This is a genomic window from Alcanivorax sp. 1008 (assembly GCF_020667895.1).
GTDB lineage: Bacteria > Pseudomonadota > Gammaproteobacteria > Pseudomonadales > Alcanivoracaceae > PGZG01.
Window position 1 is genome coordinate 1 of sequence record NZ_JAFMPS010000022.1, and the last position, 24,398, is coordinate 24,398.

A 24,398-nucleotide genomic window follows, 5' to 3' on the forward strand; every position below is an offset into this window, starting at 1 on the left:
AGCGTCCGGGAATGCTGGATATGGTTGGTCGGGCCAAGTACGACGGCTGGGCCAAGCTCAAGGGCATGAGCAAGGATCAGGCGCAGCAGAAGTATATTGATAAGGTGCAGGCGCTGCTCAAGTCACATAAGTAGCCCACATACCAGCCTTTTGGGGCGGCTTTCGCCGCTCCAGTCACTGTCCCGGCACCTTTTTTGAACCCCATAACTTCCTGAAATCTAACAAAATCCACCGTGTAGGACTTTTGTAATCATGCGTACACTGAGCATTGCCCAGAGTCGGTGAGCGGGTGTAGCCTGTCGTAAATAAGCCAAGAATCCGTCTGTTTGGTGGGTATTGCCACTTGGCGTACATAACAAGAATGAGGCTGTCTGTGGATTTTTCTCTTCTTTTCAAAAGGTTGCCGGTTTTGCTGGCCGTAGCGGTGGTGTCCTCGCCGGCGTACGCCATGGTGGCTATGGAAGAAGAAGAGATGTCAGATGTGTCCGGCGCGGGTATTGCTATCGCGCTTGATGACTTCAGCTTTTCAATGGCGCCCACCAGTTATATCGAATTGACAGGCACGGCAACGGCCCTGCCCCAGTGGCGTCGCGGTGATGCGCGCTATTACGGGCTAACCCTTAGCGGTGGGCAGACGGGAGCTGCAACCGGTCTTACCTTCGCAAGAACGGGTGCCTGCAATCAGAACGTGTCTATTAGCTGTCCGATTGGAGCGCAGGGTAGTAAAAACTTTGCGCCGGTTTACGACCCCTATGTTCTTCGTGCATTTGAATATGATGGCTATAACTTCCAGGGAACCTTTCTGACAGGTGCCAACCGTCCCACGGTGCTTGAGCTGATCGGGCCAAGCAATATGGATAACTGGCGCTGGTCCTTCTGGGGTGAAATTGAAGTGGACAGGGGGGGCGCTAATCAGGCTCTGCTGCAAAGCCAGACTATTATCAATGGTCGCAATGCCACGGTAGATGGCAAGCCCACCATCCTGCGAATTTTCCGCACTCAGGATACCCCGGCTGCTTCAACGCTGGGTATCGCCTACCAAAGCGCGCTGTCTGGTGACTTCCGCTTCTCCGTTGCGCAAACGGCGGCCAGTCCAAATGCCCGTGAAATGGTGCCCTTTTTTAATCAGAATGAGGGGGTTCGCTTCGGCAATGTTGATGCGTTTTTGCCCATCGGCAGGTTGCACTCTCAGGCTATCACCCTCGACACATCAGGGACGTCAGGGAACTTCGAAGTCAGGCTGACGCCAATTCCGAATATAGCGTCGGTTTATAACGATATCTACTGTGGAGCTGCCACCTGCGCTACCACCACAGTGACGGGGCTTGATACGACTAACTCCCTGCAAGCTATTACTAGTCCTAATGCGCAAACCAGAGGTTATATCCGCTGGGGTGACTTCAGTAATCCGGCCAACTATACCGCGGCGACCAATGGCATCCGCTTTGTGAGCCCAAGTAATGTGTCTACTCACATCGGCGTCGCACGATTAGAGGGTGTTCTTATTCAAAGCCTGACGCTGACTACACAGGGAGCTGGACCATGATTTATCAACGCTCCTGCAGGCAGGCGCTTCTATCGTTGCCGTTGTTGGGCAGCTTTTTGTTTTTCCCATCTGCGCATGCCATGCAACCAATGGCCGACGAAGAAATGTCTGCTGCGGTCGCTCAGGACGGTGTGTCGGTGCGTCTGGAGTTGCTGATCAATGCAAAAGCGGACGGCTCGCCGATGGATGGCACTGGAGACGAACAAATAGATTGCAGCAGCGCCACTGATCCCTGCCGGTTCGCCATGGAATTCGCCGGTCGCGATGACAAATGGCTGGTTTTTAAAGGTTATTCCGGGATTCTACGGATCAACGACATTCGCCTGGATGCGCAGGCAGAGCTTGGTACTGTCGGGTCAAATGCAGCCTATTTCAATGTTGCAAAGTTTCAGGGGCTTGGTGGTGCCTGCCTGTTGCCAGGCGGCTGCACGGTGGCCAATTTGAATGTGTCCCCTGCACTGCGGGTGTCCTATCCTGACACTACTCCGGGCTTTGTTACTGGCGCGAATCCCGCGGCTCAGGTTAGCTCTGGATTTACCAGTCTTGAAATCGGCATTGCGCTGGACGGTATTGCGGTGGAGTTTGGCAACGAATCAGTGGGCCCGCTTGCGAACGCCAACAATCCGTTTTTGGGTTTGAATGTGGGTGACGTGGCGTCAGCTACGGCGCCTTCCAAGATTGCCATTGGCGGCAATGCTTTGATATTCGGGTTCTGAAGATGCCTAGTCGTGTACGCAGCACAGGATACTTGAGGATGGCGTTAGAGCGTCGAAGCGGTCTTTGTTACTCACTCGGAACGTTGTTGCTGGTTGCGTCAGCTGCGGCGCCGGCCATGTCGCCGCTGGAAGATGATGAGATGGCGACATTTACTGGTCAGGATGGTATCTCAATCAATATTGATGCGGGCTCTCAGATTTCGGCAGAGGAAATCGAGTGGCGCATGGATGATGCAACGCCGCAGTCCGCAGCGTTGTTGATTCAGGACTTGCAGGCATCATTGCAGAGCGGCCCTGGCTTTACCGGAGCAGGCTTTGAAGTCGATGTAGGTGGCGATGGCGCCGATGGCTATCTGGTTGTGCGCGGCAGTTGGTCTGGCCTGCAAGCAAGAATTGGTGCCTTGGGGCACAGTTTTTACCGCGATAATGCCCCCCTGGTGCTTGGTGAACCTGATCGTACGGTAGATCGATCTGTCGGTATCTTCGGCATTGAATCAACGGGCTCTCTGACCATGGGCGGGGTGTCGGGGCTATTAAATTATGGCAACCCGGCTGACCCATCAACTGCCCAGTCCGTATTCGATTTAACCAGTCAGGGTGAAATTTTTTATCGACAGAGCACGGGACTCGGTGCGCCTGAAATTAGTTTTGGCCAGCTGGATTTTGGTTTTCGTTTTACCGACGGAGCGGGCAATCCCGGTTTGGGCCGGTTCGGCATTTATAATGATCGCTTGACCATTGCGGGCGATAATCTGGATTTTGATTTGAACTTTGACCTTTTCTTTGCTCCGTCGACGGTGAGCGAGTTTGATAAAGGGTCCCGCCTGCCGATGATTGTGTTCGGTTGGGAAGGTGGTATCGAGAATGCAGAAATTTCCATCGGAAGCGGTGGTATTGGCACCGGGTCATCAGTCGATGCTTCTATTCCAGCGGTGGTTGCTGGTCTCCAGTACTTCAACTATGAAGGTCAATACGGCGCTCGTACCCAAGGCTTGAACATCGACGCCCAGTGGGATTACAGCGCAGACTTCCGCTTTATTCTGGGACAGGCATCTGGTGATCGTATTCGTGTCGATTTCTTTGATTGGCGTCGAATGGGAGCGGGCACGCCGGGTGAGGCGGCTTACGACTTGCGTCTACCCATTATTCTTGATGCCATTGGCCCGGGCGCTGGCGCTGGCGGGCTGTGTTTCGGAGGCAGTCTGCCATCATCGGGATCGTTAACGTCTGCGTCTTGCGGCGTGGTAGGTGGGCAGTTCTACAATGTGCCACCAAAGGATAGTGCGCTAGCGGTGGTTATCCGTGACGGTGGTCTGCATGCATATAACACTCAGGCGTTAGTAAATGATGTGGATGGGTTCGGTGCTCCGGTGGTAGACCGCTTCAACTGGAGCCTGCTTTACACCTTCGGCAAAATCGACGCTAACCTCTATTTTTATCCAGACGGCAGATACGACGCCGTTACTGATAAATATGCAGGTGCATTGCGCAGTGATGTGCTGCTGACAATCCAATCCCCAGGTTACTGGCGGGCAGCTCAGGCCAACTTTGACCCTGCTGTTGATCCAGGTATCGACCCCAATGCTCGCGCCCGCTGGGCAACCAATACTCATTTTATGGTTGCCGACACTGACATTAACAAAGTGGCTGTAGGTTTAAATCCGTCGCAGGCCCAGTTGGATGCCAGAGAGGAGTTCGGTATCGGCATCCTGAATGCTGACTTGCTTTGGCGTGTTGATGATTTTGTGATTTCTCTGGTCGGTAATACCCCGGCGCCGACCGCAGATCCTAATAGTTCTGATTTTTATGTGTCTAATGCGGACATTCCCGGCGTGTGGTTGCAATCAGATAATTTGGCCCGTTATCAGTTTCGTGGACTGTTTGGTGGCGGCAATCTGAATGATCTCTCTAATCCTGCCCGTATTTCTTTGATTGATGTAAATATTGAAACCGATCAGTTTATTTTCGTTCTTGGGCCGCCTCGATTGCCGGGCGAAGAGTATGTGGCCTTTGATGCCCTGCTGAATTTCACTGGTGGTAACCCGGCGGATATCTTTGATGGGGCATACCTTACCTTGGCGGAGCCGTCGCAACCTTCTGCGTTCGTTGGCTTAACTAATGTAGATGGTCGTATTGCTTGGCGAGATGGCCGAGTACAGCTTTCCGGTAACCTGTCTACAGCAAGTGGTCGTCCGGAGTTAACAATCGCCAATCAGCTATTAATTGGTAGTAGCGCCTTTGCTGGCGACCCATTGCGGGCAGATGTGAACCTGGGTATGGATCGGCTGGGGACTATTGTGATTCCGTCTGCACATATTTCCAGTTCCCTTTCGTTAACCCCGCAGAATTGATGATGCCCGGGAAGCGGCGAGAGCCAGAGAGAGCAAGCCTTATGAGCAATGTTATCAAAGTCTTGTGTATCTGTATTCTGCAGGCATTTGTGTTTGCAGGATATGCGCATGCCGCCATAGACAGCGACATGCCGCTGATGCCCATGTTTTCTGATGCCGGCGCCGATGAGCTCGCTACGATTTCCACGCCGGCCTCTTTGCAGCCTATGTCTGACAGTGAACTGCAGGACGCTCAGGGTCAGGCTCTATTCGTGTCCAATAAGATTGATGGTAATGGCAGTATTGCCACTGGTACGAATGGAATCAGTTTTTATCGTGCGGGGCTTGATGCCACGCTCGCTCTGAACGCAAATATCAAGAATCTGGAGCTTGGTCGTACGGGGCCAGGGAATCAGGTGGATCTATGGGCTGAGAATATGGCCTTTGGGTGTACGGCTAATGCTGGTGGGACCTGTGTGAACTCCGCTTCTGCCACCCAGCTCAGGTCATTCTTTCTTGAGCGCCCGTACTTTGAGTTTGCCATTCTTAACGATGCCAGCCCGACTTTGCGGGAAGTTGTAGGTATTCGTCTGGGGGCTGAGTCTGCAGAAGGTCCGCTTAGTGTTGGTAACTTTAGAGTTTTCAGCGGTTTTCTAAGCGCTACGGCCAATATTACTTTGCAGGCTCAAGGTACAAGCGCCGCTAATGATATTGCTATTACCTGCGGCCCTACTACTGGGCCCTGCCCAGGAGCCTTGGGCGGCACTGGTGTTAATACCTTTGGCTTGAACGAGCCTCTTCGCTCTCTGGGGCTTGATAATGCTTCAGCCTGTTTTGCGGGTATTTGTGCGCAGTTTAGGGATCTGACAGTTGGTTTCGGAGAAGTGGATCGCCCTAATCTGCCAGTGCTTGCTGCGGGTAAACGACAAACCCAAGGCTTTATTTCTGGCGCAAGATTTAACAGTGCCGTGGATCAGTTAACGGGAGATCTGACTGTGTTCCGGAGTAATGCCGGGTTTCTTTTGCAGCCAGGTCTGGTCAACCTCCTTCTTCCCATTATCGCAGGTCAGGCTGCAGAGAAAATCAAAGGCCAGCTTTATACCAATCTGGGCCTGAATGCTGTGGGTGGCGCATGGAACAATACGGCGGCCCAGCGTAATATTTTGGAAAATTATGCCATACCCTATAATGTCTCGAATCTCCATCAGGTTGATGTGAACTCTCCTTTATTTGGTTTTTCATTCCAGAAGCAGGCGATAAGGTTCCCGGGTTATCAGCAGAACGTACCAGTGGGTTGGGGGTTTTACTTGCCGGATGCCTTCACTTTATCTGTGTCTCAGCCAACCACAGTGTTTGTTAGCAATATTGCCAATGGTCAGGCGGCAGCGGGTAATATTATTGGGCTTGATCCTGTTTATGATAATTGCTGGGGCGCGGCTCAGTTCTGTTAGCGCTTTGGATGTCTGTGCATGATTTTTTCAGAGGTGTGCGCGCCTTTATCTCGCTCCGTTAAAAACAACAAAAGAGCCTTTGGCTCTTTTGTTGTTTTTGCAGTCCTTTTTTCCCTTTATGTAATGCTTGCATGGCTGGCCCGTGGTGGTGATGTCTGGTGGTATGTGGACTTCGTCTCAGGGGGTAATGTTTTCTGGGCTGATGATGCTTATCGGTTTTTCCTGGCTCGCCAGGCCTTTTCAAATCCGGAGACTTGGTTTTTTAATTTCGTGTTGCCTTTGGCGCTGATGCTAGATAGCGTTCTGGTGTTTTTCTCCGGGTATGATCAGTTCTTGGCTCGAGTCTTAAAGGCGGGCTTTCTTGCCCTAAGCTGGTGGCTTTCCTATCAGGCTTGTCTGCGTGTTAGCGCGCCTCGCTTTGCTCTGATAGGTTCATTATTAGTTTACACTTTACCACTGCTTATCTATATCGGAGTCAGCTTCTATGCTGAGTCCTGGTTTATTTTTCTGGTCTCGGCAGCCACTTATTGTTGGGTGAGCGAGCGACGCTACTCTGCGTTGCTACTCGTATCGCTATTGCCCCTGATTCGCTTCGAGGGGTTTTATGCTGTTTTGGCTTTTTCGCTTTACGCTCTTTATCTTCGCGACTATCGGTCATTCTTATTGCCTTACATTGTCGGCACTTTGTACTTCCTGCTAATTTTGGTGGCAGGGCCAGGGGTGTTCGGGTTTCTTTCTTGGCGAGCCGAGATGGCTGAGGTGTACCTGAGTACAGGCAGGTGGTATGGCGGCGACATGGGGCGTTTTTGGGCAGTCATCAGTATCTTTTTGCTGCCAGCTGCCATTCTGGGTTTATGGGCAAGAAGAAGTTTGCGAGTGTTGCTGCTGGCGTTTCTTTTTGTGACTGGGGTTATTGTAGGGGTGGGATTGGCTGGGTTAAGCAATCTGGAGCCACGTTACCTGCTGATGGGTTTGGCATTTTTGCCACCGGGGGTCGCTGTTTTTTTAGGCTCCGTCAGTGCTTGGTTGCATAGTATCAGTCTGGGAAAGCTTGCTACCCCTTCACTTATAGTGCTTGTTGCTATGATGGCATGCTTCAATTTTAACTCTGTGCACGTTGTCTCTGAGCTTCGACAGTATGTAACCTCGAATGGCTCTCTTCCCAATAGCGTGCGTTCCGAGCCGCTGGCTCTGAAAACGTACTTTCGAAATATGCCAGCAGAGGAAGTTCTCTCTTACCATACTCTGGCTAATCGGGTTCACGCTGCATTGGTAGAACACAGGGAGATAAAAACGGTTATCGTTAGTAATTTTGCGCTTTTCTACTTTCTCGATCCTGGTCTAATACCCGATGATGTTACGGTGGCCTACCCGCCTTTCGGACGAAAATCGTTACAACCGATATTAGGCCCATCTCTCTCGGCGGCTTATTTCCCCAAGCCTCCCTATTTTTCTTATTTTTCGCTGCAGCCTGCCGAAGCAGGTCGTGACCTGATTCTATATGTAGATACGGTGCCCTTGCCGGATTATCCGTTCCGTTGGATCATTAATGGCAATGAGTTGGCGATCTTCTCCGGCTCAATGGTGCCGAAAGATCAAGTTGAGAAGTGGCGAGAGCGTCCCTTTGGTGCTCCTGATGAGTAGCCTGCCCGTAAGTTATCCGCAGATGCTGAAGTTTCTGCTTCAGGGTAGTGGTATTTGGGCCATGCTTTTGGTGGCCATGGCCGCAATCATCTGGAAGACTCTGTCGTCAGGCTGGTTCTGGTGGGATGCTTTGGTTATTTCTGGATTCTTTGTTTTTCGTGGTGCAGTGGAGTGGGTTATTCATTCCTGGCTATACCATGCCAATCCGCTACCTTTTCTGGGTTTGCGTCTTAATAGCGATACACATCGTCAGCATATTGAGCATCATGAGAACCCTTCTGATCTGGCGCGATTGCTAATTACCTGGAAGGGCGTGGTGGTCCTGGCTGCTTTGGTGTTCGTCGGCGCGGCAATCCTTTTTAGAAGTGCTGATGTGGCTGCCACCATGGTGCTCGGCTTTGTTGTCGTCGGTATCATGATCGAAGTGGTTCATTTGATATGTCATTGCAGGATTCCGCACCGAAGTGCAGTTATGCAGAGGCTGGTTAGGCTGCATCGTATTCATCACCACTATGATGGTGGTAATTTTTACGGTGTCAGCTCATCACTGGGCGATCGGTGGTTCGGCACTTACCCTGATATAGTACCCCGGGAGCCTCATGATTAAAGTATGTCTGGAGGAGGAGGTCGCAGCGCTCGATGTCTCTGGGTTGGTTTCTTTTTCCAGATTGCGCCGCTATCCGGGATTTCCAGTTGAAAGCCTTGTTGCAATTTTGCGCGCCGATTTGATTTCCTGGTTAGCTGATGGTGGCCGTTGTCTTGTCAAAGTTGATGACGCTGGTAAGCCGCTGGTGCTTGCTTGTTTGCATCGGCTACGGTGGGATACCGATCACTTTGCGATGCCAATGCTCAGGCTGCAGATATTCTGTTCAGCAGGAGCAAATATTGAAGACGTTGGCGAGCTGGTCCGTGACCTGCTCAGTAAAAATTTTACTCGATCTGGTGAGCATATATCAGCTGAAGTCGATATTGATGATTATGCCTCCTTAAATGCGTTGTTAGGGGCTGGCTTTCAAATATTTGACTTGAGGAGAACTTACTGTACGAATCGTATGCGCCATGATATTGACTTCGTTCGTATGCGAAGTCGTGTGCGCCCTTATTGTGAGGGTGATCGCAATGCGGTGATGAAGTTGGTAAGCCAGGTGCATTTCCCCAGCCGTTTCTCCCGTGACCCTTCGATTCCAGCGGGCCTTGTTGCGCAAATGTACGAGAAGTGGTTCGCCACTCTTTTGCAGGATCATGGCGCGGCCGCTAACGCAGTGGTTTATGAGCGCAAGGGAGAGGTTGTGGCTTGTGGTGCCATTGGGGAGAGAAGCTACCGTTACGCCGGAGTTGACCGCAAAATACGTACCGGGAGTCTTTATGCCGGCCGGGCTGACGCCGTGGGTGCATACACGCCGGTGCTATATCAGCTTATTGTCGATGCTTTGGAAAGTCATGGTCTTGTCGATACGACGGCATCGATGAATAACACAACAGTCTGCCGAGTGCTGGAGGGCTTTCGCTCATACAAGTCTGCAGCGGCATCCTATTCGCTATCGCGGCTCGTATAACCCTACAGGCTGGCCTTTGAAGGAATGGTGCTTATGATGCAATTGTTAGCTGAAAGGCCGGCTGTTTGGTCATTGCGCTTGCGCTTTATTGCCATCTTTCTCAGTGCAGGATTTTGCTGGTTTGTTGAGAGTGCTGCCGAGGAAAATGTTTCTCTCGCCATCATCATAATCGCTGGTCTCTCCCATTATTTCTTTGCGTATCTGTATCGCTATCGGTCTAAAGGCTATGAGTCTTCCCAATATATGGTTGCCGCTGCGACTTTGGCGGTTCTCGGCGGGCTTACCTATTTCCTGCCCGCTGAGTTTTTCATCGGTATTGCTGCCGGGTACTTTGTTGTGCACTTTCTGCTCGATGAAGAGTTTTTAAGTGGTCGTGCTATTGGTTTATATAGTTGGCTGCGCATGATCCCCATAATTATTCTATATTGGTCGTACTATGCCTGTTACTTGACAGGCTTCAGTATGATGTGGAGTCAAATTGCAGCCTACCTGTCAGTAGGTCTTGTCATGTTATGGCTTTTTCTTTCGCTTTTGCAGAGTCGATCTTGGGGTTTGTTGGATTGGCATTGTATTTCAATCTATGCTTTTTCCTTTATTTTTGTCACTGCCGGTGTTTCTGTTCATGGTAAGGCGTATTTTGAGCCGCTGGGCTTTTTGGTTATTAGTCACGTGGTTAGTTGGTACCTTCATCAGGGTATTAAAATTTCTGTAAGAGGGGAGGGTATTGGAAATTTTGTCAGAGAGGTTTTATGGATGAACCTGGCTGTGGCATCTCTTTTCCTTGTTTATTATCTTTATAGAGATGAGGGTTCTCCTTTTGTCGGTGTGCTCGGGCTATTCTTTCAGCCAACCTTTTTTTATATCTGGATGATGCTTCATTTTATTTCATCTTTTCGCGCGAGTGACTTCCGTAGGGTGGCAGTGTGAAACTCTCTGGCTATGCGGATGGTTTAGCGGATAAAATTGAACGGCGCCTTATGGCGCTCCCTCCTTATCGTATATGCATGATGTACCGGCTTCATATCAGCCTTCTTTTTTTGGCGATGCTGCTAGTGCACTTCTCTGTTATAGCTAATGTTCAGGGATATGCCCCGATTATTGCCTTTTTCTGTTGGCACTCGGCGCTATACATTTTCAATCGCTATACCGACAGGCTGGAGGATGCCCGAAACTTCCCCGAGGAGGCTATGGATGACTACCATGCCACGCTGTCCCTATGGATTTCGTTTGCTCTGCTGGCTATTGGTGCATCCCTTTTATTCCTTCTTGGTATGCCCCTTGTTTACTATCTGGCTTCCCTGCCTTTGGTGTTTCTGTATGGCCTTCGTATTCCTGGCTTTCATCGTCGTATAAAGGATGTTGTTATCCTGAAAAACCTTTATGCAGTGCTAGTTTGCTGGTGCCTGCCAGTATTGCTTCTGGCTTTGACGTATTCAAACAGTTGGGCTTTTAGTGATGACGTTGTTCGCTTTGTGCTGCTGCTGGCCTTTTATATTACATGTTATGAGATTTTGGCGGACATTAAGGACGTTCGTGGAGATCGTCAGTCCGGGGTCGATACCATTGCAGTTCGATATGGCGTTATGCCGGCAAGAGCTATGGTGCTCTCCATTGTTTTTATCGCGTGGCTGGTGAGCCATATATCCTACGATTTCTTTAGCTATCCTTTTGCGCTTCTGATTATCGCATTCGTGCCATTTATTGGAGAGGGGCGTCCGGCGCTATACTTTCATGGCCTTGTTTTCGCTACACTTTCTGCAGTCATGCTTTATTATTTCAGCTTCGTATTTCCGTTTCTTTCAGGTTTTTCTTTGTAGTCCTTCATGTTTGCACAACCGGGTCATGTGCCAGTGGAACAATGGGTAGGTCAGTGGCATATACTGGTACAGTGCCTTAGCCAGCATATTCATATACTGATAGCGCCCTTTGAAAGCAGCTATCGCTTTATCGTAGTCCTCTTCGGGGGTCTCGTTTTTTATAATGGCTGCTGCTGCCATCTGCCCCGAGACGATAGCGCCGTAAATACCTTCACCAAACAGGTTGTCCGAGAAACCGGCAGCATCGCCAATATAAAGGATATGTCCTTGCCGGGATTCGCTCTTATAGCAATGGGTGGGTATCGGGCCGCCCATATATTGGCGCGCTATGCTTCCCGGAGCTTTTTGAGCGATGTAGTTGTTTAGTAGCTCTTTGGACGGGGCGGGGCGCCCGCAGGCGGTGTAAAGCCCGATATTGAGGTGATCACCTTTTGGGAAAACCCATCCATATCCATCCTTTATCACACCAAAATCAAGGCAGGTCTCTGCTTTCGTTGCCGAAAAAGGAACAATTGCTTCCAGCGCAAATGCCTGTGGTGGGTGCCAGTTATGATCAGTTATTCGTCGAATCTGGCTGTTGGCACCATCGGCGGCGATAATCCAGCGGGTATTAATCGCCAAACCATCCCACTCAATACGGCTTCTATTTCCATTATTGATGAGCGTGTTTATACACTTCGGGACCTTGATAAACTGTGCGCCCACGGATATCGCTTGTTGCAAGGCATGGTTATCAAATTCCAGACGGGTGACCATGGTAAGAAAGGCCCCGCCGGTGTGAATATCAGCTTCAGGCTTGAGCCTCCTGGTCATCTTTAGAACGCTAGGTTCACTGCGTATCAGGCTATCAAGTGGGTATCTGAGGGCCTCTATGCTTTTATGGGTTAGCCCTCCACCACAGGCTTTGTCTCTGGGGAAGTTCTTGCGGTCTACGATAATCACCCGTAAACCGGAATAGGCGAGATCATAGGCGGCGGCGCTGCCTGCCGGGCCAGCGCCTACGATAACAACGTCTACTTCCACGATGGGATGCTCATGGTGCTTTGGCTGGTTTGCTGGGGGAGGCAATCAGGGAGAGCATGGAGAGTCCTCCAACAATGAGATACAGGTAGAGCATTAAGAATCGCCATATCAAGATAGCAGACCCCGAAATTGCCGCGCCCAATAATGGTGTTAGCAGGACCGCGCTGGTGATTTCCGATCCGCCAATGCCGCCCGGAATCATAAGTAGATGTCCCACTCCCATGGCAATAATCTGAATAAACCCGGCGTCTGTCCAGCTGATTTGCCCGCCGATAAGCAGGATCGAAAGGTACAGGGTAGATAGATAGAGAATCCAGTAGAGCAAGCAGGCTGCCCAGGAAATGGCTAGTCGCCATGGGGGGAGCTTGGTTATTTTTTTAATGGCGCGATGCAGGCTAATCAAAGCCTTATGAGCTGTGCGCCTTTTGCTCGGGCCGACGGTAAGTATTCGCAGCATGGCGTCAGCGACAGTGATTAGTAGTTTGTGTCTGGATATTAGCAAGTAGGTGGCAAATATGGCGCAGGCCATAACCAGGGCAAGTAGCAATACGCTTGTTACAGCGCTACCGCCAAGAATTCCAGAAAGCCCGGTAAGTGCAAATATTCCGATATAGAAAATAAGCACAATCGCATCCATGCAGCCAACAACGCAAAAAATAGCAATACAAGTAGAAGCGCTGACATTGTGAGGGGCGAGCAATGCTATTGCTGCGACTGGCGCTCCTGAGCCTGCTGGAGTTGTTTTCGATACGAATTCTGCCGCCATATAGATGCGGGCCATTCTCCAGTAACCAAGGTTAACCAACTTGCCGCTCATCAGAATGCGGAGCTTGAGCAGATTCAAGTGCCACACAACCACCATGATTGCTAGCAGTGTAAAGATGTCTCCAATGCGCAGGGTGGTAATCAGGGTTAGGGCGTCCCGCCCGCCCAGCGCAATTGGTATGGCCATGCCTATTGCCAGCAGGCCAATTAATAGAGCTGCTATTCGGGCTCTATGAGGAGAAAAGGGCGTATTCTTCTGTGTTGTACTGGTGAGGCCCTCGCTGGGGCGCAGGCTCGTCATAATGAGTTGGCCGCCATCATAACTGTGCCCTTTGGTTGGCTAGAGGTCCGAAGTGAGGCAATTGGCGTGCGTTTCATGGTGATCCGAAATTCTCGTTGCTTTCGTGAAGCGGAGTTGGCTCTCGGGCTTCAGAACAAGTGCTAATAAGATTATTAGCTCTGTACCAGTCCAGCGTGTGGCATTTAAGCAATTCTTCCCTCCTGCTATGGATTAAAAACCGGGCAATGTCAGGAAGTGACTCGTCGAATGAGGTCGCTGGCTCCCATCGGAGTAAACGATTCATTTTCTCAAATGAGACTCGATATGAACGGACGTCCTGAGGACCGTCGTGGCGAATCGAAACTGGTCTGTTTTTTGCCGTCCGATAAAACTGCGCGATGGTTTCAGCAACACTGTTAATCTGCAGGTTCTGATCCGCGCGGCCAATATTGATAATCTGCCCGGCGGTCTCGGGGATATCTGGATTGAGTAGACGCATAAAGGCTTGGGCCGCGTCTGCAACATACAGCAATGGCCGGACTTGAGTTCCGCCACCGTTAACGGTTATTTCACCATGTCTCCATGCGCTATAGCACATGCTGTTTACCACCAGATCGAGACGCATTCTTGTTGAAAAGCCAAACAGGGTTGCCAGTCTCAGCGCAGTAACGGAAAAGTTGTTGTCGTTAAGGGATATTGTATCTCGCTCTGCGGCGAGGTTGGCGCTTGCGTAGGTGGTTAGGGGTTTTGTCGGAGACGTCTCGTCCAGCGTGCCAGTATTGAATCCATAGACGCTACAGCTTGAGGCCAGAAGGTACCGTCTTACGCCAGCCTGCTTTGCAAGGCGCGCTGTGCGGGCACGACTGAGGTGATTGATCTCCCAGGTTGCATCGGAAAAGGTTTCTCCACACGGATCATTAGAGAGTGCGGCAAGGTCAATTACTGAGTCAACGCCTCTCAGCAGATTCTCCGGCATTTGGCGGCTATCTTGTTGAATGCATGTCAGGTTTGGGTGTTTGGCTAGAAGTTCGCGGCCAAACCAGAATGTATCCACGGCAATAACCCGGTGGCCCGAGAGCAATAATGCCGGTACCAGACTCGTGCCTATATAGCCCCCGGCACCAGTGATAAGAATGCATTGTTGTTCCATCAAAATGTTTCCATCAAGGTCAAAGCCAATAGAGTCCACCGCAAATATGTGATTCCACGTCAGGCGGTTAGGCTATTATTCAGCATGTGGTCGAGGATATCGAAAGTTCTGTCCATGGTGCAGCTGGGCATTCCCGGCCATAGCGGTAGTCGCAACAGCCTGTCGGGTAGGGTTTCGCTTTGTATCATACTGCCGCTGGCTCTGCCGAGCCGTTGGCCGGCCGGCGATCTGTGTAGAGGTTGATAGTGGAGCGCGGTTTGAATTCCTTCTGCTTGCAGGCGTTCCTGAGCCAAATTACGCATCTCCGGTGTGCTGAAGATTAGGCCGAAGATATGTGCATTGTGGCTACAGTCCTTGGGTGGCAGAAGGTGCTGTAGCATGCCTTTTTTCACTAGCGGGGAAAGCTTTTTTTGATAAAGACCCCATAGGGCAACGCGTTGCTTGTTTATTTCTTCTGCTTGCTCCAGCTGGGCGAGAAGGTAGGCCGCTTGTAACTCTGAAGGTGGCGCCGACGTGCCTATGTCCACCCAGTCATATTGGCGAATTTTTCCTGCTCTGAACTGTGCCCGTGTGGTGCCTTTGTCATGGAGAATCTCAGCTCGACCAATAAAGCGCTTATCGTTTATCAGCAGGGCGCCACCTTCGCCGCATGTGATGTTTTTGCTTGCATGAAACGAATAGCAGCCTAGATGACCGATCGTGCCTAACGGTTTTTTCTGGTATTGCGAGCCAACACCTTGAGCTGCATCTTCAATGACCAGAATGTTGTGTCGATTTGCAATATCCATTATGGCGTGCATGTTGCACGGGATGCCAGCGTAATGCACTGGAACTATGGCCCGGGTGCGAGGCGTTATGGCTGCCTCAATGGCTCGCTCATCCATGTTAAGCGTATCCGGGCGAATGTCGACGAACACAATGGTCGCACCATGTAGCGAGAATGCATTGGCGGTGGAGGTGAATGTAAAGCTTGGTACGATTACTTCGTCCCCTGGGCTTAAATCCAGAAGAATTGCAGCCAGCTCAAGGGCGTTAGTGCAGGAGTGCGTCAAGAGCACTCGGCCCGCCTTGGTGCTGTTCTCTAGCCATGTCTCGCAGCGCTGTGAATAGAAGCCGCCTGCGCCGGCTGGGCGTGTCAGAGCATCTTGCAGATAAACAGATTCCTGACCGCTGAGATAGGTAGAGGTAAATGGCACCATTGGCCTGTTCATGGAGCAAGATCTTCCTTTCTGCGCTGCATGGCGAGCCGCGTTTTCAGGCTGCTAATCAGCAGTTCGGCGAATAAGAGGGTTAAAGATATTAGGGAGTACTGGGAAGGTGCGTGGCGTACGCTTCCCTGCGTCAGCGTATAAACCGCAAGAGCCGGGCCAAGAGCAATATAGCCAAATATTTTCGGGTTTGCGGCAGCGCCTGCTGGCATACGCATTTCTTCAAGAGCCCGTCTGGTTAGAAGAGTGACGGGACTTCCCATGTCTTTGACCTTTAGCCCGGTAATCATTTGAACCATAACGTTTGCCATGTGAGACCCGATACGGCGTAACAGCCCAATATCGTCCCTCTGGCTGCGGGCGCCATGTACTGCCCATACCTTGTTACTTAGCAGAGAGATCATCTTCGGTATTTCCGCTACGCATGGGTGTAAGTCCGGGTCGATGGTCAGAATGAGCGGGGCTTTGGCCTGTTGAATTCCCAGCAGAATCGCCGCTTGCTGGCCGCGCCATGCTGTCGGGGTTAGCAGAGATAGTGCAAGCCCAGGATATTGGGCAGCAGTGGGTTCGGGGAAGGTTTGCCAAAAGCCCAGGTCATCGACGACAACTACTTCATAGGTTGCATCTTGCTGACAGGCCAATTTCGACAGAGACAGCAGTAATTGCGGTAGCTGATTTGCAACCGGATCCGTTGTGGTAATCACTGAGAGAGTGGGCGCCGTCTCAGCACACTGGCAGGAGCTTCCCGCTGGGGCGGGTTGGGTTTCGCCAGGGTAGGTCATGCCCGGAATTTGCTCAAGTTTGTGATCATATTAGCGGCTAAATTACCGGGTGAAATCATTCGATGAATAGTGGCAGATTTATCGCACATATGGCGCCCGGATTAACCAATTTAATACACAGCCACAGACCTGATTTGCCATGCTTTGTAGCGCGTGGCGCCTGCCTGATTTGCGATATATGTATACATTGATATATGCGCATTGCTTCTAATGCACTGATAGATATACAGGTTGTAATTCTATATGCGTGAATTCCGGTGAGTATTTGTACTCCGATTAACTATTTGTATACAAAAAGGGGGGTCTTAAGATTGTTCAGAACACCGCGCATCGCTATTGTGAAGGACTATAAGAAGAAAAGATGAGTCAATAGATGTTCACTGAGGCTTGCCGGAAGACACAGAGGCAGTTTCTGCTACCAGGGCTGCTGTCGCTTTTGCTGCTGCCAGCCACGCTTTTCGCTGGTATGCAACCTCTCGCCGACGAGGATATGTCTTCGGTGTCCGGCGCGGGTATCGCCATGGCCTTTGAGGACTTCCGTTGGATGGTAAAGCCAACCAGTTACTTTGAGCAGGTTGGCGCCGCCCCCGCCATTGGGGCCACATGGCAACGAGGTGATTTGCGCTGGTACGGAGTCAACATTTCCGGGGCAGGGCCAGGTGGTAGTCATTTCAATGAGTATGTCGGTGGTTTCGGCACCGCCTGCGATGCAAGTTTGCTTTCCTGTCCCCGGGGCGGAGTGATTCCCTATTTTTCAGCCCACGATAACCCGTATCTTCTGCGTGCCTTTTCACCCCTTGGCAGAAGCTTCACTGGAGCCCAGCTCAATCTGGATCCTAACAACCCGGACAAGAGTATTTATGAGTTCCTCGCGCCGACCCAGCAGGATGACTACACCATGTCTTTCTGGGGGGAAATCAAAGTGGACAATGACCCCAATGAGATTCTGAAGAGTCAGACCATTATACGGGGCAACGCATCCGGGTCTGCTTTCCGGCTGTTCCAGTTCACCGAGCCGGGTAATGAAACCTTCGCCATCCTCTATCACAGTCGCCTGCAAGGGGATTTTCGCTTTTCGGTTTCTCATGAGCTGGGCGGGGCAGATGCTCAGGGCACACCGCCTCGTTTTAACGATCGTGAGGGAATGTACTTCCGTAATGTTGATGCATATATCCCATTAGGGCAGCTCTACTATCAGGCATTGACGCTGGATGCAGTTGGTGTTGATGGTAATTTTGAACTCAAGGTGCCGAAGCTGCCAAACAACAGTGCTGTCTGGGGTGATTTCTATGCCTTGCGTACTGGTGACCTGGCTGGTTATGAAACGGCGAGAAGAGCGTTAAGCGGTAATTTCAGCGGTAACAATGCAGGTCTGAAAAACTATGATGTCAGTCATGGTTACTCTCACTGGGGGGACTGGTATCCAAATTGCCGAAATGTCACAGGAAATCTTGCTACCGGTTGTCTTGCTACCGGAGGCACCCGAAATGCCTATAACGCCACTAACGATGGGGTGTATTTCAGTCGTTGTGGTGGCACTCCTGCTTGTGGAAACGTCAATGCCTATGCTCGAAGGATGACAGCCTATAACGTCGAGAGCGGAGCAAAGACTTTTGCCTATTACGGTGCTAATCCTCATGGAATTCCCATAACCGGTAGTGGTGCCGCTGCGCAGGTTGTAACCGCGGACGTAAATCTTGGTGACTCCAGAATCCACGGTTTACTGATCAATCATTTGCGCTTTGTCAGCTGCATGGGGAGCGCCACATGTTGATCCGGATTCTGCTTCGCGGCCTCATGTTTAGTCTGCTTTGTTGGCATTTCCCGGCACAGGCAGCGCTCCCTGTTGCCGATGCTGTTGAGCTGCCCATTATTGGCGTACCTGGTCTTGATATGATGGCCGATGAGGATCTTGGCGACGTGACTGGCCAGGCACTGTTCTGGTCCGACCGCATTGGTGGTAACTCGTTGACGGGCTCAATTACCGGAACCGGGTGCGGCGCTGGAGCGGAAAACGGCTGTAGTCCCACGGCGTTCACGTTTTACAGAATGGGCATGGACGGCAAGCTGGAATTGAATATGAACATCTCCAAGTTCCAGCTTGGCTGTGGTGGCGTCAATGATGCGCTTAATTATGGCGTTGGCTGTGATATTGATATTGATTATCTGAGCTTGATGGGGCGGACTGGTGATCGTCCTGCGGGCTACGGTAACCCTGCCAGTAATGCTGGCGTAGATTCTTCAGCGGTTCTGACTCGTCCCTATATTGAGCTAGCCATAAAAAACGACAATACCTCCACGTTGCGTGAAGTGGCCGGGATCAAAATTGGTGCTGCATTTGTTGATGGGGCTATGAGTATAGGCAGAACTTATGGTTTCAATGAGCGCAATATGGAGAACTTTAACGCTGGCTACACCAACAGCAATGTTGGCTCGGGGGATAACAATAGTCCTCCGCCAAATGGCGCCGGGCATTGTAATCCCGGAGCTCCCTTTGGTAACTACCAGCTTACCTGTCACTCAGGAATTAACTCATTCTCCGGGTTTCTTGGCACCGAGCTATCCGCGGCACTACCTGTCAGGGCGCGGGTAAATGTCGCAGGTATTATGATTGGCCTATCCGGCACGGGCTGCGTTGGCCGGCTTACCAATCCCAGTGGTGTGGGTTGTGCAGGAGGCTACTCCAACTCCCCTCTATACCTTGATCTAGAGGGGACCCGTCTGAATTCGTTGTTACTGACCCATGCAGAGGTGGATTTCAATGGTACTGGTCTGGCCAGTATTATGGATGCAATCTATGCGCAGCTTTACGCCGATCTTCGGGTTCTCCATTTTGCCACGCTTCAGTCAGGCGACTTTTTCATTTCCTTTCAGCGAGAGCGTGTTGCGTACCCTAGTGCGGGCAAGACGCCATTGTGGTCTCAGGTGCCAGCAGGAAACCCTCAGTGGGATGCATGTGGGGTTGGCGCGGGGCGCCCGGCCCGTTGTAATAGTGCGTACTCATCGACCACAAATACTGGCTGGTGGATGAATGTTCCTGTTGCGAAGCTTCGGGATATTAATCCTCCGGAAATTAATTTTGGAGATTTGACTCTGGGGGAGGCTCTGAGTTTGTTAGGTGCCCCGGGGCTGCGAGTAAATAACGCCAGATTCGACCTGTTAACGACCAAGAATTGCTATGGCGGTGCTTCAGCCGTTTTTTGCTGATTTGGAGTGCGCTGATGATTAATGCGGGTGTACTGAAGAGAGTGGTGGGCGCAATAGTAGTTGCCTTTGGATGCTGCCTGCCATATGCGCTGGCGGACATGCCAGGTGCGCCATCAATGCAGGCTCTGGATGAGGCAGAGCTTGAGCAGGTCGTTGCCCGGCAAGGTATTATGTTTGACATTCGCTCGCGTAATAATGTGGATGCGGCGAACAATCCCATTGGCTGTGTGGGTGCTTTGAATCCCTGTCGGGTAGGTCTTGAGTTTACGGCACGGGCAGGGAAGTGGCTTATGCTCAAGGATTACTATGGAACTTTAGAGATTGAGAGCTTGCGCCTTGATGCAGCATTCCTGAGTGCAGGATCTAGTCCCTATTTTGATGCTAGTCGGTTTCTTGCTGCAGATGGTGTCACCTGTCTGGTGGTCGCTTGCAACCCAAGCGGTGCCCCGGGAATTATGTTCACCTATCCCGAAAACAAGGGCGCAGGGGTCTACAACGATTTAACCACTTTCTTAAATATCGGTAGAGTTGCCATCGAGTTTGATAGCGGCCTGACGCCTGGTTATATGCGTGATGTTAATACTGGCAGCGTGCTGGCTTTCCGGGCCAGCGATGCATCTGCACCTAATGCATCAATGCAGATGCGCTTTGACGGCAGGGCAATTGTTTATGGCTTCTGACGATAAGAATATTCGGCCCCCGAGGGGCGGGTTTTTTTTCGCCGGGATTGTCTTGGTGATCACCTCCTCCGTGTCGGCCATGGCACCGCTCGATGATTCGGAGATGTCGGGGGTTATTGGTAAGGACGGACTCTTTGTAGAGATTGATTCGGCGACTGGGTTTTCCGCAGATCAATTCCGATGGGAAACTGATTCGGGAGTGGCGGTGCCGGGTGCATGTACTGGCGGTGTGGCAAATCAACACGGCTGCACGCTGATGGGGGATGTATCGGTTCAGGGTGTTGGCGGGCCGCTTCACTCGGAAATGTCCATTGACGCAGGAGGTGACGGAGCAGGCAGCGCAGCTATTGTTATTGACTCTGCGTGGGACCCATTACGTATTACTGTAGATAGCCTTACTCATGAAACGGCGGTAACACCGGGTTATGCGGGTAACTCTCTGGGTTCGCTGGCTTACTATTCAACGGGCGATATGTTGCTCCGTAATACCAATGGTCTATTTGACGCGGGCGGAACGGAGGCTGTTTTCCGCTTGAATACGGTTGGCGACATTATCTATCGTCAGGGTGGGCCGGGAGCAGCAGAAATCAGTTTTGGTAACTTCAACTTCGGGGGCTTTTTCTCCACCGGCGCTGCATTGGGGCAGTCCTTGGGTACTGGAACTCTGGGGATGGATGGCGATGGGCTGATTCTATATGCCCCGTACTCGGTGCTTGATCTCAACTTTGACCTGCTATTTAAAGCATCTCCTACGGATTTCGATACAACCGGCCGGGATCCGATGATTCTATTCGGTTGGCAGGGCGGCTTGCGTGACGCTTTGATCAGGATCAATAGCGGCGGCGTGGGTTATGGCTTGACCCCGGATGGAAATTATTATGATGTTTCCGGGGTGCACAGTCCCCGGTCGCAAGGTCTGAATATTCTCGCGGAATGGGACTACGACGTAGACTACAAGTGGATTCTGGGTCAGGCGGGTGGTAACCGGACGCAGATATGGTTCTATGATTGGGTCAAGGTAGGTGGCGCCGCACCGGCGCCAGGGCTCGCATTTTCCATGCCGATTATTCTTGACGTTATGCAGAATAACGTAGGCCCTGAAGGAATCTGCTTTGGCGGCAGGGCATTTACCGGGCGACCAACTGCTGCCCATTGCGGTGCAATCGGTGGTGAGTTTTCCGCCACTCGCCCTGGCTTGGGCGAGTCGGCCATGATGGTTATGATCCACGACGCGCATAACTACGCCTATAACAGCAAGGTTGCAGTGATTGATCCCGGTCCTGGTCTGGACCCGACAAACCCGGACTATCGAGATGATTTTGACTGGAGTCTTATCTACACGTGGGGAAAATTTGATGCTGACATCATGATTCGTCCAGAGGGTCCAACCGGGAATGTTGGCTGGAAATCTGATGTTGCATTGGCGATACAGTCCCCGGGTGCCTGGCAGGCAGCAAATAGCACCAATCCGGCGGTACGGGCCACTGCGGCCAGTGGCTGGAAGACCAATACCCACTTTGCTCTCGCTGATACGGGGGTTACGGTCGGTACGGGGTGCTCTGCATTGAATCCCTGTCATCAGGGCATCGGTATTCTGAATGCGGACTTGCTGTGGAATGTTCGTGATTTCTTTATTCAGGTTCGGGCTGATGGGGTGGGGACCAGCACTCCGTCCATGCCGGGCGGGTTGTGGTTGGAGACCAACTCCGCTGCTCAGTACCGCTTCCGTGGCATGTTTGGTGGTGGCAATTTCAAGAACCTCGCCCCCGGCAATACATCTGTCCTCGCTTTGATCGATGTTAACCTGTCCACGGACCGTTTCCTGTTTGTGCTGTCTCCGGGCGCAATTGTTGGGGGCGATGCTCCCTTGCGGTTCGATGGTATTCTTGATTTTGACGGCTCTGCGTATTTGTCATTAGCTGAGATATCCAGCCCTCAATCCAGTTTTCGCTTATACGACGTGGAAGGTCGGGTCGGTTGGGCCGACGGGAAGGTATTGGTGCAGTCTGGCAATAACACTGTCGATGGCTTGCCTCGGTTAACAATCGAGAATGAGCTGCGCATCGGTCAATCCGCGGCATTCGGTGGCCCTGTCGGAGATCCTCTGGTGGCGAGGGTAGGCTTTGGCCAGGAGGAATTTGGCCGAATTGCCATGCCTGCCGGGGTTTGGCATAACGAAATAACCCTGAAAATCCCATGACGGGACTGCTGGCGATAGATCGGTGCCCGCGTTATTCTGCGTCATACTGAAGCCTTTCTGTAAATCCCGTTTATGGTCATTGCCAAGTTGCCAGGCTATCTGCAATCCGCTTCTCGTGCTCTGGTGTCGTTGCCCGGCAGATTCAGCAAAGCGGATGTTACTGCTGCTATAGTTTTGCTTCTTTGTTTCTTGATCTACCTTTTTCTTGGTTGGAAGGCATCCGGCGCGGAGACTCGTTGGCAGCTCGATGTGGTGGATGGGATCACTGTTTTCTACGGTGATGATGCCTATCGGTACTTCCTGGCAAAGTCCGCGTGGATAGATCCGGATATTGCACTTCAAGGGTTTGTCCTGCCCGTTGCGCTGGCGCTTGATGGCATCCTTGCCCTGTTTACGGGCGGTAGTCTTGTCCTGATGCGTTCTGCTCATGCCCTGATTGCCGTTCTTTCTATCTGGATGTTATATCTGGCCGGTCGTAGGCTTAAGGTGTCTGCGGTAATTATGCTTGCTGCGTCACTTGTCTTGGCGCTAATGCCTTTGTATGCCTATGTGTCATTGAGCTTCTATGGTGAGTTCTGGCTTTCCGCTGCGATTTGTGTGGCGTGCTGGGCTTTGATTTCAAGGCGGCTGTGGGTCTTCGCCGGCGTCATATCTTTGATGCCTCTTTTGCGTCCTGAAGGGTTTTATTTTCTTTTTATGGGCGCGATTTTTTTGGCGGTTGAGAAAAGGACGCGACAGTTTTTAATGGCCTGCATTCCCGGGGGCATATATTTCTTCGTTCTTATGCTATCGGACAATGGTCTGCAGGGCAGTTTTTACTGGCGCGCGGAATTGCGTCAATTTCTCAATATGATCGAGTTCTCAAGCAACCCTCTAGCCATGCTGAATACCTATAATAATATCTGGCTGTTCGGCGGGATGGCTGGTCTTTTCTTAAAGTCTGCAAGGCCTCTATGGCCATTTTCCGTTGCCACAATTTTCTGGATTTTTCTGGTCTTCTCAATTGTTTACTTTAAGTTGGGAGACTACGAGCCACGTTATACTGTTCCGGCACTGCCGGTAATTGCGATGGGCTGGGCTTTGTTGCTGGCCTGGTTTTCTGAAAAGTTAAAGGGACTACTCTCTGGTAGTGTTGTAAAGCCTGTTGTGGTGCTTCTGTGCGCGTTTGTATTGTTTGAGAACCTGCTGCAGCTTCATGCGGTTAACCAGATTTCAGCCTACTATGGAAGCCATTCTAAGCTGCCGGACTTTAGTGATTCTACGGTGCAGAACGCGCTATTTTTGCCAAGAAAGGATCAGGAGATCGAGGACGCTCAGTTTATGGCTGATTTTGCCACGCATCTGATTGAAGAGAATCCTCGTATAAATACGTTGGTGATTAGTGACGTGTTTCTGTTTTATTTCCTTGATCCCGCCCGGTTGGGGAGCGAGGTAAATATTGCCTATTCGGCAACATACTGGCCATTTTTCCGACGGCTAATTAAGGGTGAGATAATGGCGGTGTTTCCCCAAGGGAATCATTATGGCTATTTCTCGCTTGCGCCCCCCAGAGAGGATAGCGCTGAATTGTTACTCTATGCGGACTTTATTGCTGCTCCAGAGCATCAGGTCGGTTGGGCGAGAGGGCGGCACCAGCTGCACCTTTTTGAGTATCATCTCTCGTTGCAGCCTAAAGTGGACTTCCGCGATAAACCTGCAATTGATCCGTTGTCTATTCCGCAGCACGAAATGACGCCATTCCTGTAGTGGTAACTGGTGGCAGTGCTGGGGCCGGTTATTGCAAGCGTCGCTTCAGTCCTTTGGCAGCCAGAATACGTGTCGAGATTTCCTCGATGGACATATCGGTGGCGTCCATAAACGGAATGTTGTGCTTGTTATATATTGCCTCCAGTGCACGAATTTCCATTTCACACTGACGAGCAGAGGCATAGCGGCTTCCGGCCATGCGCTCGTTGCGGATGGCGATCAGGCGTTCCGGGTTGATGGTCAGGCCGAACAGTTTTTCCTTGTGCGGGATCAGGCATTCCGGCAGGCGCAGGTCGT

At 51.3% G+C, this 24,398-nt stretch carries 21 protein-coding genes; 15 read left to right on the forward strand and 6 right to left on the reverse strand.

Annotated features, from left to right (window positions below):
* Positions 1-11 precede the first annotated feature (11 nt).
* The 10 genes from J1C54_RS14575 (at position 12) to J1C54_RS14620 (ending at position 11,060) form a co-directional block, all read left to right on the forward strand.
* Entirely contained in the window at positions 12-134 is a 123-nt protein-coding gene (locus J1C54_RS14575; RefSeq protein ID WP_255612682.1) for an acyl-CoA-binding protein, read from the forward strand.
* 239 nt (positions 135-373) lie between these two features.
* Positions 374-1,546, forward strand: a complete 1,173-nt coding sequence (locus J1C54_RS14580; protein WP_229149334.1) for a hypothetical protein — start codon at positions 374-376, stop codon at positions 1,544-1,546.
* Complete coding sequence (locus J1C54_RS14585) at positions 1,543-2,262, forward strand: hypothetical protein (protein ID WP_229149335.1); 720 nt, start codon at positions 1,543-1,545, stop codon at positions 2,260-2,262. The genes J1C54_RS14580 and J1C54_RS14585 overlap by 4 nt, the downstream gene beginning before the upstream one ends.
* Before the next feature lie 38 nt (positions 2,263-2,300).
* Positions 2,301-4,613: a DUF6160 family protein gene (locus J1C54_RS14590; protein WP_229149336.1), complete on the forward strand. Its 2,313-nt coding sequence runs from the start codon at positions 2,301-2,303 to the stop codon at positions 4,611-4,613.
* A gap of 41 nt (positions 4,614-4,654) precedes the next feature.
* Positions 4,655-6,043, forward strand: coding sequence for a hypothetical protein (locus J1C54_RS14595; RefSeq protein WP_229149338.1), 1,389 nt, complete (start codon positions 4,655-4,657; stop codon positions 6,041-6,043).
* Between the two features lie 18 nt (positions 6,044-6,061).
* Entirely contained in the window at positions 6,062-7,687 is a 1,626-nt protein-coding gene (locus J1C54_RS14600; protein ID WP_229149339.1) for a hypothetical protein, read from the forward strand.
* Complete coding sequence (locus J1C54_RS14605; RefSeq protein WP_229149340.1) at positions 7,680-8,294, forward strand: sterol desaturase family protein; 615 nt, start codon at positions 7,680-7,682, stop codon at positions 8,292-8,294. Before J1C54_RS14600 ends, J1C54_RS14605 begins: the two co-directional genes overlap by 8 nt.
* Positions 8,287-9,243 carry a hypothetical protein gene (locus J1C54_RS14610; protein ID WP_229149341.1) on the forward strand — a complete coding sequence of 319 codons (957 nt, stop codon included), beginning with the start codon at positions 8,287-8,289 and terminating at the stop codon, positions 9,241-9,243. The genes J1C54_RS14605 and J1C54_RS14610 overlap by 8 nt, the downstream gene beginning before the upstream one ends.
* Before the next feature lie 33 nt (positions 9,244-9,276).
* Positions 9,277-10,170 (forward strand): hypothetical protein, encoded by an 894-nt coding sequence (locus J1C54_RS14615; protein WP_229149342.1) that lies wholly within the window; start codon positions 9,277-9,279, stop codon positions 10,168-10,170.
* Complete coding sequence (locus tag J1C54_RS14620; protein WP_229149343.1) at positions 10,167-11,060, forward strand: UbiA family prenyltransferase; 894 nt, start codon at positions 10,167-10,169, stop codon at positions 11,058-11,060. Before J1C54_RS14615 ends, J1C54_RS14620 begins: the two co-directional genes overlap by 4 nt.
* Here the strand turns inward: J1C54_RS14620 and J1C54_RS14625 are convergent.
* The 5 genes from J1C54_RS14625 to J1C54_RS14645 all read right to left on the reverse strand — a co-directional run bounded on the left by J1C54_RS14625 (position 11,043) and on the right by J1C54_RS14645 (position 16,190).
* Complete coding sequence (locus J1C54_RS14625; protein ID WP_229149344.1) at positions 11,043-12,083, reverse strand: geranylgeranyl reductase family protein; 1,041 nt, start codon at positions 12,081-12,083, stop codon at positions 11,043-11,045. The genes J1C54_RS14620 and J1C54_RS14625 overlap by 18 nt on opposite strands.
* Before the next feature lie 10 nt (positions 12,084-12,093).
* The gene (locus J1C54_RS14630) at positions 12,094-13,149 is read right to left on the reverse strand and encodes a lysylphosphatidylglycerol synthase transmembrane domain-containing protein (protein WP_255612681.1); all 1,056 of its coding nucleotides are present in this window, start codon (positions 13,147-13,149) and stop codon (positions 12,094-12,096) included.
* 73 nt (positions 13,150-13,222) lie between these two features.
* Complete coding sequence (locus J1C54_RS14635; protein ID WP_229149349.1) at positions 13,223-14,278, reverse strand: NAD(P)-dependent oxidoreductase; 1,056 nt, start codon at positions 14,276-14,278, stop codon at positions 13,223-13,225.
* Positions 14,279-14,337: 59 nt separating this feature from the next.
* Positions 14,338-15,489 (reverse strand): dTDP-4-amino-4,6-dideoxygalactose transaminase, encoded by a 1,152-nt coding sequence (gene rffA, locus J1C54_RS14640; RefSeq protein WP_229149351.1) that lies wholly within the window; start codon positions 15,487-15,489, stop codon positions 14,338-14,340.
* Entirely contained in the window at positions 15,486-16,190 is a 705-nt protein-coding gene (locus J1C54_RS14645; protein WP_229149354.1) for a glycosyltransferase, read from the reverse strand. Before J1C54_RS14645 ends, rffA begins: the two co-directional genes overlap by 4 nt.
* Before the next feature lie 451 nt (positions 16,191-16,641).
* Here J1C54_RS14645 and J1C54_RS14650 point away from each other — a divergent pair, with 451 nt between their 5' ends.
* The 5 genes from J1C54_RS14650 (at position 16,642) to J1C54_RS14670 (ending at position 24,101) form a co-directional block, all read left to right on the forward strand.
* Positions 16,642-18,042, forward strand: coding sequence for a hypothetical protein (locus J1C54_RS14650; protein WP_229149356.1), 1,401 nt, complete (start codon positions 16,642-16,644; stop codon positions 18,040-18,042).
* Entirely contained in the window at positions 18,036-19,475 is a 1,440-nt protein-coding gene (locus J1C54_RS14655) for a hypothetical protein (RefSeq protein ID WP_229149358.1), read from the forward strand. Before J1C54_RS14650 ends, J1C54_RS14655 begins: the two co-directional genes overlap by 7 nt.
* 14 nt (positions 19,476-19,489) lie before the next feature.
* Positions 19,490-20,155: a hypothetical protein gene (locus tag J1C54_RS14660; protein WP_229149361.1), complete on the forward strand. Its 666-nt coding sequence runs from the start codon at positions 19,490-19,492 to the stop codon at positions 20,153-20,155.
* 55 nt (positions 20,156-20,210) lie between these two features.
* The gene (locus J1C54_RS14665) at positions 20,211-22,355 is read left to right on the forward strand and encodes a hypothetical protein (protein ID WP_229149362.1); all 2,145 of its coding nucleotides are present in this window, start codon (positions 20,211-20,213) and stop codon (positions 22,353-22,355) included.
* Between the two features lie 72 nt (positions 22,356-22,427).
* Complete coding sequence (locus J1C54_RS14670; RefSeq protein WP_229149363.1) at positions 22,428-24,101, forward strand: glycosyltransferase family 39 protein; 1,674 nt, start codon at positions 22,428-22,430, stop codon at positions 24,099-24,101.
* 28 nt (positions 24,102-24,129) lie between these two features.
* On the opposite strand, the gene J1C54_RS14675 is transcribed toward J1C54_RS14670, so the two are convergent.
* Positions 24,130-24,398 (reverse strand): kinase/pyrophosphorylase (locus J1C54_RS14675; protein ID WP_229149364.1); only part of this gene is annotated, 269 nt, incomplete at its 5' end.